Below are 11,183 nucleotides of genomic sequence, written 5' to 3' on the forward strand. Positions count from 1 at the left end.
GAGAGGACGTTTATTTTTTGTAGAGCATCAGGCGGATTCGATCGACGGTTTTCTCCGAGTAGTTGGCGATATCGCCCACTTCCCTAAAAATTTTAGACCACCAGAAAAGATCAACGGGCTTTAAGTCATCTTCCATATCGAACATCAAGCGGAGCATCTCAAACTGGGCTTTATCGGCGCCCCATTCGAGTTGGCCAACGGTATCGATTTTGGCGAGCACATCATCAGCCTCCGGGCCAGCAAGTCCCACCTCAAGAAGCCCCTCAAGCGAGGACATCACCTCAAAGGAGGTACGGAAGGTTTCGACACATTTATCCACATAAGTGAGGAGAGGCTCTTTCCATGACTGCGGCAAATGCGTTCGGCGCACAGTCAAGAGGAAAGCAATATCCTCCACCGTGTCTGGAATGCTGTCTTGCTGCGAGAGAACACTGAGCAAATCAGCCCGATCAACGGGGAGAAAAATACTACGCGGAAGCGAATCCCTGATTTCGTTCTTTATCTCATCGGCACGATGTTCGATCTTGGAGATTTCCTTGGCGATTGCCGCGAGATTATTCTCATCGCCTTCGAGCATAGCCTCGAACATGGGGCGAACCTGATCGACACACTCATTCGAGGCCGTCATATGCTGTTGCAGGGCGCCAAAGGGCGACTTGGTGAACAACTGAACGATAGCACGCATTCTCTAAACTCCAGTTTTACGGCATCTGCCTAAGTTAATAGCTGTAGGGACATTAAATGCCCTGCACTCCAGGTTGTCAATTAAAGCATCCGGCGCCACCTGCGCCGGGCCTAAAACCCATAGGCTATCAGGCAACCAACAAAAGGGAAGATACCCCCCTTATGTTACATTTTAATGACAATCGGGAATTTTTTTAAAAAAAATACCAAAAAATTTATATCTCTTCAGCCGAACTGCTAAGTCGAGGCGTATCGCCCTGTATGCGCTGCAGTCTTAACTCGAAGATAGACCCCCGACCGGGTTCGCTTTCCACCCGTATCTCGCCACCCATTCCCTGGACCAGATGCTTAACGATGGCCAGGCCCAGACCTGTTCCTCCCCGCTCACGTGAGCGAGAGGGGTCCACACGGTAGAAACGCTCAAATATCCGGGAAAGATACTCTGGTGCGATTCCCTCGCCCTGATCCACCACTTTGACCTTGACCCAATTATCGTCCGCCACATGAGCGTTGATAGTAATTTCCGATTCCGGCGGGCTATGGTTCAGTGAATTTTCAAGCAAATTTATGAATATTCTCTCAAGAGCCGACGGATCGCCCCATACTTGTTCGTTATCCGGAGAAATATCCACCTTAAGTTTCACCCGCTTGTCCTCGAAGAGTTGCTCAAGAACCCTCTGAGCGGCCAGAACAGGTATCCCCAGCGAGGTTATCTCAGGTCGGATATGTTCCTGTTTCGATTCGATTCTCCCCAATTCGAGCAAATCATCCACCAGGGCCTCAAGACGGTGGCAATGCCTGGCAATTGTGGACGCAAATCGCACCACCGCATCGGGATCGGCCTGTGCCGATGTTTGAAGAGTCTCCGCCGCCGCCCGAATAGCCGTAAGCGGGGTTCTCAATTCATGAGAGACGTTGGTTGTGAAATCCCTTCGAACAGATTCTAGCTGCCGGATCTGCGTAACATCATAAAATACCACTATCAGTCGAGGACGGCTCTTGTCTCCAAATTTTCCGGCATGCAGGACCAGCGTCTTTCCGGGAGGTCCGCTAACCTCCACCTCACGCTCAAGAACAACTTCCTCACCCGAGAGGGCTTCTAAAACGGCTTGCTCGACCTGCACCGCCCTAAGGGTCGAGAGCGGCGTCGGAATATCCTCCCGAATTAACGGCAACGCCGGGAAAATATTTCGCAATGCATTATTCACCAATGCAATTCGCCCCTCGGAGTCGGTGACCATCACACCCTCGCTCATCCCGTAAAGGATAGCCCCGAAGCGATCCCGCTCGCGGCGAAGGTCCTCAAGGCGCTCCTCCACCTCACCTAAAAGACCATCCATCGCTCGTGAAAATTCTCCCACCTCGTCCGAGCGCGTCGAGCGCGTTCGGAAGCTGAAATCACCCCGCATAACTGCGCTAACGGAATCGTTGAGCTGTTGAAACACCCGCTCCGCAATTTTACCGGCGCCAAAACTGACGACCAGCGCTAAAACAAGAGCAGCCCCACCCGCGATATAGAGCAGCCTTCGCATCTCATCCGCAACGTTCTCCACGTCAGAAACCCGCATCGCCAAACGTATAACACCACCCTTGACGGGCTCTTCAGTTATGGGAAGCGCTAAGTAGAGGAGAGCACTACCAACCGTTTCACTGCGACGAACAATTTTTCCGATACCATCCCTGCGAGCAGAGATAACTTCCGGGCGGGAAGCATGATTTTCGATACTGGCGATTTGAGCGTCCAAAAGCGCCGAATCCCCCAGAACTCGACCATCAGGAGCGATGATGGTGGCCCTAAGAGCCAAGGCGCCACCAATTCGCCGCGCCGTTTCCCGCAATGCTTTATGAGGATCTTGTGCTTTTCCAATACGGGAGGCCTTGAGCGTCTCAAGCGCGAGACGCGCATTTCGAATCAACCCATCGGCAAGTTGTTCCTCAAGCTGGGCCCGCAAACCAAACTGAAGATATGCCAAACCGCCCGACCATAAGAAAGCGATCACGACAAGATAGCTTGAAATCAATTTCCATCGAAGCGGCCATCTCATTTCAATCTCTCTTTTCGATGAACGTAGCTTTACTTGCCCGATGAGGGAACAAATCGGTATCCCACGCCTCTGATCGTCTCAATCATCAGCGCAGCCGGACCAAGTTTGTCTCGAAGGCGGCGAATGTGCGTATCCACTGTTCGTTGGGTGACGAATGCATCAAGCCCCCATACGGCGTCAAGAAGAACATCGCGGCTATGGACCACCCCTACGCGCGAGATCAACTTCTGGAGCAACTTAAATTCAGTTGCCGTTAGAATACATTGTTTATTTTCCACAATGACCTCATGGCGCTCAAAATTTATCTCCAACACACCATGGTGAATTATCTTGCTCTGGCCTGACACCTCTTTGCCCTCCGAGCGATTCAGGACCGACTTCACCCGCAATATGACCTCACGAACACTAAAGGGCTTGACGACATAATCATCCGCACCGAGTTCAAGTCCGACGATGCGGTCCATCTCTCCCCCCCGAGCCGTGACCATGATGATGGGCAAATCCCGAAGCTCGAGGCTCTGGCGGACTGTGCGACAAATATCGAGACCCGATACATCCGGAAGCATTAAATCGAGAAGCAACAGATCATGTTTTCGCTCCCGAATCGCTTCCAGGGCATCCGCACCCGTACTCGCCTCCTCCACCTCAAAACCCTCGGCCGCAAGGTTATAGGCCAGCAGTTCACGAATATCGGCTTCATCTTCTATAATGAGAATTTTCTGGGTCATTTGTCCTTCCTTGAGATCAAATGCATCATAGGTCTATTGGTATTAATCGCCAAGGAAATAAATAATTTCTCGTTCGGGGTTTTCGAATTCGACCCAAGATGATTTCGTGCAAAGGATAAAGCTAGATGTTTTTTTTGAGAAAATTCGTTGCCGCGACACTTTTTCCTGCATCCATCATTTTCGGCCTTCTATCCATGGGTCTTTTTTTCAGATTCTTTACCCGGAGGCGAATGCTGGGCAGGATCTTCCTCGGGTGTGCGGCGCTGTTATTTATACTTACAACCCAGAATACGGTTGGCGATGCTTTGCTGCTGCCTCTTGAGTCTAAATATCCTGCTGTCTTGGACCTTGAGAAAACAATTTCAAAACTCGGCGAAGGAGCCAGGCCGCGGTGGATAGTCGTTTTAGGAGGAGGCTACAACCCGGATCCGGCTCTGCCGCTGTCATCGAGGCTCTCTTCAGCCAGCTTGCACCGGCTCACCGAGGGCATACGCCTTCAACGTCGCATGCGGAATGTGAAATTAATTTTATCCGGCGGCGCGCTATACGGAGGGCGTTCCGAGGCCATGGGTATGCATGACATGGCCATGGCTCTGGGCGTGGAAAAAGGCTCTTTGAGAACAGATGATATTTCGTGGGATACGCGTGCTCAGGCGATGAATATAAAAAAATTAGTTGGGGCTGAAAGATTTTTTTTGGTGACTTCCGCATCGCACATGCCAAGGGCGATGGCTTTATTCAGAAAAGAGAAGATGCGCCCTATTCCCGCGCCAACAGACCACCGTATTGCGAAAAGCAGGTTGCCTATCCTGCTTAGGTATTTTCCCTCGGCGGGAGCAATGGAGAAGACGCGGGCTGCTTTTTATGAGTATCTGGGGCTCAGCTGGGCGAAACTTCGAGGCGATATCGAGTGAAATTGGGGGGAATCTCGATACCCATCGCACCGAAATTCGGGCGAACATTTTGGGATGGGGCAAACAGCCGCCTTATTGCGGCTTGAGCCACTCGTGTGTGTGTTTAATTCTCATGGCATTAGTAAAATTTAGCCACGCACCGATGCCGCTTTTGTCGACGGGGTGGTTTTCTCAACACGGGCAGGCTTCTCTTTAAGGAGACCATTACCCTCTATTTCTTTGTCTGCAGGTGCAATCATCACCTGAAAGCAATCAGAGCAAATACCATGTGAAACGGCGACTTCACTCGTCTTTGGCGGGGCTACGCGTAGCTGCACAACAGGATCGGCAAGCCCGATATTGTGATAAACACCATCATCACCCAAGATACGAAAGCAGTAGCCACATTGCTTGATCATCACGGAGTTTTTAGACATTTTTTATCTACCTCATCGAATAGACCACTTAATTAGGCGAAATCCACATTTTAGAGTCCCCCCGAGCACCAACGGGCCCGGGTGTTAACTCGAATAAATGCAACCCCCATGCCGAAATGGCCCCGGAAGAAAAATTACACATAAACTATTGATATAATTGACCATACAAGTTAAAAAGGATTTCTATTCACTCTTCTGAGCGCACCTAGCCGTCAGAATTTCGACATCTAAATTAACGAACTTTTAAGGATGGAATCGAACAAATGCATTATTATCAATATGTTATGTAAAATTGACACAAGCGCCCTTTCCTATGAGCGCCATGTTGCTGTCAAACAAGAAAATTGGGGCATACAAACTACCCCCCCTAAACAATCAGGTAGCAAATTCCTAGTATCTACGCGCTAAATCTAGGGCAAAAGAGGGTCTTGCTGGGAGGGAGAATCACTATCTAGGGTTTCATGAGAAGGAAGATAGGGCCGCTCTTTATAGAGTGCTCGTTGCATGATTGAATTCCAGCCCGTAAATGACGTGTCACCACTATCTTGATTTATGGTGCGTTTCATCAGGTTGAATTTTGCATCGATATCATCTGCATAATGAAGCAATAATGCCTCGGGTGTCATCGGCACCTTCACGGTACCCCAATCGAGCTGCCCCTGATGGGCAAGAATGAGATGCTCTAGATGTAAACAAAAGTCACTAGGAAGTTTTCCGTACGCTTTTGCATTATCGCGAACAATATCCCTTCCCAAAACGACATGCCCAATTAGCCTACCCGAATCGGTATAATCGAACCCACCACTCGTGGATAGCTCATCGAGTTTTCCTATATCGTGAAGCATCGCTCCACAAAGGAGTAAATCTCTAGATATCTCGTATTTTTCAGTAAGATATATACAAGTTTTGGTCACGGAGAGAGTATGTTCAAGAAGCCCGCCAAGGTAGGAATGGTGTATGCGCTGGGCGGCTGGCCATTCCCTAATTTTATCTTCATATTGCTCGAAAATGGATAGGAGGAATTCAGCGACCAGAGGATGGCAGCTCAGGGCCGTCTCTCTTATTTCCTCCCACATCGAATCGATATCAAAAGGTGTTTGCTCAACACAATCCTCAATGCGAAATCCCTCTTCGAAATCCTCATCATTGACCTTCCTTATTTTCAGTACCCTGAGTTGAAGAATCCCCTTATATGACTCGACAGCCGCCCGCACCTTCACAAAATCCCCACTTTCGATGACGCCAACGACTTGCTCATCGATTTCCCATACTTTTCCTGAAATCGAGGCGGTTCGGTCTTCAAGCAAAAGATCGAGATATTTTTTACCGTTTCGCGTTTCGCGCTCGTCAAATTGGCGAACACGAAAATAACTGTCGAATCGTTCTTCTTCCTTGAGTTCTGATACTGTCGGCATACAACCTCCCGTAGCCGGGTCTCCATGTGAAAGAGCAACGGCTACAAAATCTAAGAAAATCCTGTTTCCCTAGAAATTCCATCAATCAGCCGTCCGCGTCAACAGACGGGGAGGGAGGAGCGCTTGGGTATCACTGCAACATGCCGCTCATTAATTATTTTCATAATTTTAATTTAGATATCGTGAAAACAAGATCCTCCCGCTCAAGAACTAGCCTCTCGCTCAAGAGCTAGCCCCCGACTTTAGAACAATTCTCCCGCCCAAGAACTATCCTCTATCTCAAGAACTATTTGGCCGAAACAAAAATCCTCTACCGGCCCCATACACCAGGCTCACCAACATATCGCCGCAATAAGGGCATTCATTCGTTTGAGATAAAACGGCAGTCATCGCCTCTTTTGTGGTTCGCCCCAAACGATCTGTAACGAGTATGGTCTCGCGCCCACCCATCCATACGCCAGCCAACAACTCCGGAACCCGTGAATGGCTAGTGAGAGACCCGTTGATGAAAAAGTCCTCGGCAATCATCTCATAGGCTCGGGCAACAAGCCCTTTAGCCTCCTTGCCGGCACTGAGCTTACAAATCGCATGGTCTTGATGGACATTTTCTCAAATAATTTCGCACGCAGCTTTCCTGGCAACATATCATTTTCTCCCTCGCAGATTCACTGGAAATTGGATTCATTTTTCGATTGAACTATTTGATTTCATTCACCGCCAGAATTACTCCCGGACCGCGACAACCTCCAGAATTTCGGCCTCAACGAATGTCGTGCCGTCTGTAGCCATGTTGTGTTCGGCCCAGAGTTTCTCCAAGTCGTTACACAGCGCCTCTTGCCCCTCTTCATCGAGCACCGCGAGCGCTCGGTTTGTTGGCCCGAAATAGGTGGCATAGGCTTTCACGACTTCCCGCGGCTGGTAGGGATACTGGAACGGATACATCCATTTCGTCACCCGCAGGTTCTTCACGCCCATCTTGAGCCGCTCGCGAACGATTGTTTCATCACCCCACATTAGGGGCGAAGGCATGAGAGAAGGCGGCGGGACGTATTTACCGACCAACTTGAACATCTGACCGATAAAACCCTCGGGCGTCCAGTTTCCCATGATGACCCGGCCATCCGATCGGCAGACCCGAAGCATCTCGGCAACCACTCTTTCGGGCCGGGGCGCAAACATCGCGCCGATGAGAGAAATGACGAGATCGAACGAGACATCGCCGTAAGGCATGTCCTCGGCATCTCCCTCGTCAAAGCGGATATTCAAGCCCTCTTCTTGAGCGCGAATCCGCGCCTGCTCTATCGAGTTAGACGCAATATCGATACCAGTCGCCACGGCACCTGCTCTCACTGCCGGGAAAGCGATTTGCCCTGTGCCGCAGGCGACATCCAGCAAACATTCACCATGCTCGAAAGAAATACGTCCCAAGAACTCGGCGGCGCTACTTTCAAGATCCCTGGCGATCGTTCCATAGTTTCCTGCATTCCATGTTGCTTTCAGACGGGACTTCAACGTTTCCATTTCCAGTGTCATTTCGCTCATAGGATTTCTTCTCCCTTATGTCTGTGTAATTTTCCCTAAAATTAAGACAGACTCATTCATGTACTAGTCGCAGAAGCAGGCGCTCTACACACAAATCAGAGAACGATAAATTACTGACAGATCCAGCCGGATAAGAGTTGCTAATTTTGAAACCGAAACTTGATGGTTGGCACAGTGAGCTAGCTATTCGATTTTATTTACGGATGGATCAAGACCCAGGGCAATTCGTCCGGTAAAAAGTAGCTGCCTCTTTTCCGAAAGCGGATGGAACTGAAACGCATGCACATCCCTCAGGAGCCGCTCAAGTACAACCGACCGAAGAAATCCAAATCCCCCGGAGGATTCGACAGCTTTTTCCACCGTTTCAAGTACAGCCTTCCCGGCAATCGTTTTTCTCTTCAAAATTTCATTGGCATTTTCATTTTCTGGCTCGAAATCAAGATTATTGGCAATCTCGACCATCCCCTGCTGCGCCATTTGCGCCGTGGTGAGTGCGTTTTCCATTTCCCCTAAGATATATGGTGCGACAGGGTCATTTATTTTCCTCGCTGCATTTTTTCGTACAATATCAACAGCCTTTTCAGCTATTCCAACGTACACCGATGTTATTAGCGGCATCGCAACCGTGAGAACAACATTCCACACGGGATGGAAAGTGCTGCTCGGCCGTTTCATAACAATTGCCTCCTCAGGGACAAACACGTCTTCAAGTACAACCGTGTGCGATCCCGTCCCGCGCATACCAAGTACCTTCCAATTCTCTGCAATGGATAGCCCATCGGCCGAGAAAGGCACCGAAAAATGCAATACTTGCGAACCCTCGTCCTTATCATCAAAGACGGCACTCGTGACCAAAACATCGCCCGCCAAACAACCACTGGCGAAAGTCTTCTTGGCCGAAACCAGGTAGCCGCCATCAACCCTTTTCATCGTTCCATTCGAAGCCAGCCAATCGTTGGCGCCTGTGCTAATGAGAATCAACTCGTTCGCCGCAACTTTCTCGAGCATTTCTTTTCCTGGCTGCCCTCGCCGATATTTCCAAACGGCTGCCGCAATGAGATGCTGACTCATCGACAACGTCAATGCCGTCGAGCCGCAATGCCCCGCCAGTTCACGAAGAACGCTACACATCTCCCCATGCGTCAAACCACCGCCGCCAAGTTCCGCCGGAATCGCCGCCGAAAAAAATTTCTTCTCTTTCAGATCTCGATAATTGTCCATCACAAAAGTGTCATTATTGTCGTGTTCTATAGCTCGCTCCGCGAATTTCGGGCCCAATTCATGGACAATCGCTATCCACTCCTCCAACCCTTTAATCTTTCTCACCACGACACCCCTTTTTTCGGTTTTCATTTCCATCACCGCCTCTGTCATAACATCTCTCCTTTAGTTTGTAGTAACAACTCTTCGTTGAAATCAATCTGCATTACGGCAAGAGTAAATAAAAGTACAAAATATGTACTACTAAAATCTCACACCCAAAACCCACATGCCTTTCAATATCAATGATTTACATTATGGCGCCTCCTCAAGCCCCTCTCTCTCCTTTAACACTAAGGTTGCATTCGCACAGACAACGAAACAAGTACAAAATATGTACTCATAATAAAATTGCAGGTGTGATATATTCCCGGCATGGCTAAAAAGAAGGGGTACGGACAATTTTGCCCTGTGGCAAAAGCATCCGAAATTGTTGCTGAGCGGTGGACACCCTTGGTGTTACGTGAACTACTGTGCGGAAGCCACCGCTTCAATGATCTCCGCCGAGGCGTCCCCCTGATGTCCCCCTCGCTTTTGTCGCAACGCTTAAAGGAACTCGAATGGGCCGGCATTGTCGAGCGACGCTCCTCCCCGGACATTCGAGGCGGAGAATACCTTCTTACTGAAGCAGGTGAATCACTTCGTCCCATCATTGAAATGTTGGGTTATTGGGGAGACCGTTTTGCACGCAGTGAAATGAAAGGGGACGATCTCGATCCTGGTCTTTTGATGTGGGACGTTCGCAGAGGCATCAAGACAGAGCATCTGCCTTCCAAGCGCGTCGTAATCTTTTTTCAGATCTCTGGCGTGCCCAAGAACAAGAAATATTGGTGGTTTGTTAAAGATGGGGACGAAATCGATTTATGCTTAAAAGATCCTGGCCACGATATCGATTTGAACGTAATTGCAGACAATCAAACGATGACACGCGTATGGATGGGAACGCTCGAAATCAAAGAGGCTTTGATATCAGGAAAATTAAAACTCGAAGGCTCATCCGAACTTCGAAAAAGTTTCCCTCGATGGATAGGCCTGAGTTTTTTCGCCCAACCCTCCAAGTAAAATTTACAGGCTGGACGATGCGAGGACCGGACCCATAAACACAAGTCCGCCCAGCGAAAGGATTCGGCTAGTTGTCCTCGTAGGCAGAGCCCGTGCGCCTGAGCTGACGGCCTGCCCGCCGCGTCTTGGTTACTAGACGACGGTTGTTCCTGGCTGATTTGTTGTAAGCAGGTGCCTGGTGATAACGCACCTGCTTAGGAAGTCTCTTTTGGGGGATGTACGAGGGGGCGATTCTCTTGCCAGCAGCCTGAGCATGCGTCCAGGCGGCAGGCGCCGCCAGCGAAATTATTAGAATTAGGACCGAAAAAATTGTCCTGAAAATTTGGCATTGACGTTTGTAGCTCATCTCAATCTCTCCCCTTATAAGAAAACCATGTACGATGAGCGGGATTCCAGGTCTGGGAGCACGGCTCACCTTGATTGCGCCCGAGACCAGAATATCTCGATCAACAAGGGATATTGCACGTGCCATGCCAGGCGGACAGGAATATTATCCTTTAAATATCAACGACTTACATTTTTCCATCATTCCACAGAGCGTACGCGCCAGAACAATTTTCCCCCCTCCAGACCTAATTTTGCCCCTTCCGGCTGGCCCTCTGCATGGGTGGTTGCGAGCATGGAAAACTTGAGAAACATATCCCTTCTTCCCTAAAAGTCCGCCGCCCACTAAAAATCGTCCTTGATTCTTGCCCGATTCGTGCAATTATACCCACCTTGAAGTGCATCTTATCCATCCCATCGGGAGATTAGGAAATTGAGACCCCGAGCAGCTGCTTCGGTCATCGCCGGAGCATTATTGATATTCGCGCTGACGATATTTCATGGCCCTGAGCCAGCCGAGGCAGCTCCTACCACGCACAAGCGTCTGCCCGCCCGAATCAGCAGGGTGTTCGACGGCTATAGCTTTCAGGTGGGGGGTGGCCTAAGGGGAGCGCTCATCGGCGTCTCAGCTCCCTCCAAAAGAGCACGCGGGGGAAAAGAATCCTTCGAGTTCCTCAAAAAACTGCTCGAGGGCAACGAGGTTCAACTCGAAGTTGACAAAAAACTAGTGGACGCCTATGGACAAGCCAGATACTACGTCTACCTCGATGACGGGACACTGGTGAACAAGATA

The 11,183-nt window shown here is 49.7% G+C and carries 12 protein-coding genes; 4 read left to right on the top strand and 8 right to left on the bottom strand.

The window, feature by feature from the left end:
• Positions 1-10 precede the first annotated feature (10 nt).
• The 3 genes from HOJ95_17965 to HOJ95_17975 form a co-directional block, all read right to left on the bottom strand.
• On the bottom strand, positions 11-685 hold the full coding sequence (locus HOJ95_17965; protein ID MBT6396581.1) for a TIGR00153 family protein: 675 nt from the start codon (positions 683-685) through the stop codon (positions 11-13).
• A gap of 214 nt (positions 686-899) precedes the next feature.
• The gene (locus tag HOJ95_17970) at positions 900-2,729 is read right to left on the bottom strand and encodes a hypothetical protein (GenBank protein ID MBT6396582.1); all 1,830 of its coding nucleotides are present in this window, start codon (positions 2,727-2,729) and stop codon (positions 900-902) included.
• A 29-nt stretch (positions 2,730-2,758) separates the two neighbouring features.
• A complete protein-coding gene (locus tag HOJ95_17975; GenBank protein MBT6396583.1) occupies positions 2,759-3,457 on the bottom strand; it encodes a response regulator in 699 nt (232 codons plus the stop codon).
• Between the two features lie 125 nt (positions 3,458-3,582).
• Between HOJ95_17975 and HOJ95_17980 the strand changes: the two genes are divergently transcribed.
• Positions 3,583-4,371, top strand: a complete 789-nt coding sequence (locus HOJ95_17980) for a DUF218 domain-containing protein (GenBank protein ID MBT6396584.1) — start codon at positions 3,583-3,585, stop codon at positions 4,369-4,371.
• A gap of 128 nt (positions 4,372-4,499) precedes the next feature.
• Here HOJ95_17980 and HOJ95_17985 read toward each other — a convergent pair whose 3' ends face one another.
• Positions 4,500-4,787: a hypothetical protein gene (locus HOJ95_17985; protein MBT6396585.1), complete on the bottom strand. Its 288-nt coding sequence runs from the start codon at positions 4,785-4,787 to the stop codon at positions 4,500-4,502.
• 410 nt (positions 4,788-5,197) lie between these two features.
• Positions 5,198-6,202 (bottom strand): HD domain-containing protein, encoded by a 1,005-nt coding sequence (locus HOJ95_17990; GenBank protein ID MBT6396586.1) that lies wholly within the window; start codon positions 6,200-6,202, stop codon positions 5,198-5,200.
• 483 nt (positions 6,203-6,685) lie between these two features.
• On the opposite strand from HOJ95_17990, the gene HOJ95_17995 reads away from it, so the two are divergent.
• Positions 6,686-6,898: a hypothetical protein gene (locus HOJ95_17995; GenBank protein ID MBT6396587.1), complete on the top strand. Its 213-nt coding sequence runs from the start codon at positions 6,686-6,688 to the stop codon at positions 6,896-6,898.
• Between the two features lie 27 nt (positions 6,899-6,925).
• Here HOJ95_17995 and HOJ95_18000 read toward each other — a convergent pair whose 3' ends face one another.
• A complete protein-coding gene (locus HOJ95_18000) occupies positions 6,926-7,744 on the bottom strand; it encodes a class I SAM-dependent methyltransferase (protein ID MBT6396588.1) in 819 nt (272 codons plus the stop codon).
• A gap of 183 nt (positions 7,745-7,927) precedes the next feature.
• The gene (locus HOJ95_18005; protein ID MBT6396589.1) at positions 7,928-9,097 is read right to left on the bottom strand and encodes an acyl-CoA dehydrogenase; all 1,170 of its coding nucleotides are present in this window, start codon (positions 9,095-9,097) and stop codon (positions 7,928-7,930) included.
• A gap of 282 nt (positions 9,098-9,379) precedes the next feature.
• Here HOJ95_18005 and HOJ95_18010 point away from each other — a divergent pair, with 282 nt between their 5' ends.
• On the top strand, positions 9,380-10,066 hold the full coding sequence (locus tag HOJ95_18010) for a helix-turn-helix transcriptional regulator (GenBank protein ID MBT6396590.1): 687 nt from the start codon (positions 9,380-9,382) through the stop codon (positions 10,064-10,066).
• Positions 10,067-10,133: 67 nt separating this feature from the next.
• On the opposite strand, the gene HOJ95_18015 is transcribed toward HOJ95_18010, so the two are convergent.
• Positions 10,134-10,412: a hypothetical protein gene (locus HOJ95_18015; GenBank protein MBT6396591.1), complete on the bottom strand. Its 279-nt coding sequence runs from the start codon at positions 10,410-10,412 to the stop codon at positions 10,134-10,136.
• Between the two features lie 411 nt (positions 10,413-10,823).
• Here HOJ95_18015 and HOJ95_18020 point away from each other — a divergent pair.
• On the top strand, positions 10,824-11,183 hold a 360-nt coding region (locus HOJ95_18020; protein MBT6396592.1), incomplete at its 3' end, for a hypothetical protein.

The sequence above is a fragment of the Nitrospinaceae bacterium genome, assembly GCA_018669005.1.
GTDB lineage: Bacteria > UBA8248 > UBA8248 > UBA8248 > UBA8248 > UBA8248.

Bases quoted from the DNA above. Each gene is read 5' to 3' on its own strand.
- HOJ95_17975 (MBT6396583.1), bottom strand. From the start codon at position 3,457: ATGACCCAGAAAATTCTCATTATAGAAGATGAAGCCGATATTCGTGAA.
- HOJ95_17995 (MBT6396587.1), top strand. From the start codon at position 6,686: ATGGCTAGTGAGAGACCCGTTGATGAAAAAGTCCTCGGCAATCATCTC.
- HOJ95_17980 (MBT6396584.1), top strand. From the start codon at position 3,583: ATGTTTTTTTTGAGAAAATTCGTTGCCGCGACACTTTTTCCTGCATCC.
- HOJ95_18000 (MBT6396588.1), bottom strand. From the start codon at position 7,744: ATGAGCGAAATGACACTGGAAATGGAAACGTTGAAGTCCCGTCTGAAA.
- HOJ95_18005 (MBT6396589.1), bottom strand. From the start codon at position 9,097: ATGAAAACCGAAAAAAGGGGTGTCGTGGTGAGAAAGATTAAAGGGTTG.
- HOJ95_17970 (MBT6396582.1), bottom strand. From the start codon at position 2,729: ATGAGATGGCCGCTTCGATGGAAATTGATTTCAAGCTATCTTGTCGTG.
- HOJ95_17990 (MBT6396586.1), bottom strand. From the start codon at position 6,202: ATGCCGACAGTATCAGAACTCAAGGAAGAAGAACGATTCGACAGTTAT.
- HOJ95_18010 (MBT6396590.1), top strand. From the start codon at position 9,380: ATGGCTAAAAAGAAGGGGTACGGACAATTTTGCCCTGTGGCAAAAGCA.
- HOJ95_17985 (MBT6396585.1), bottom strand. From the start codon at position 4,787: ATGTCTAAAAACTCCGTGATGATCAAGCAATGTGGCTACTGCTTTCGT.
- HOJ95_18015 (MBT6396591.1), bottom strand. From the start codon at position 10,412: ATGAGCTACAAACGTCAATGCCAAATTTTCAGGACAATTTTTTCGGTC.
- HOJ95_17965 (MBT6396581.1), bottom strand. From the start codon at position 685: ATGCGTGCTATCGTTCAGTTGTTCACCAAGTCGCCCTTTGGCGCCCTG.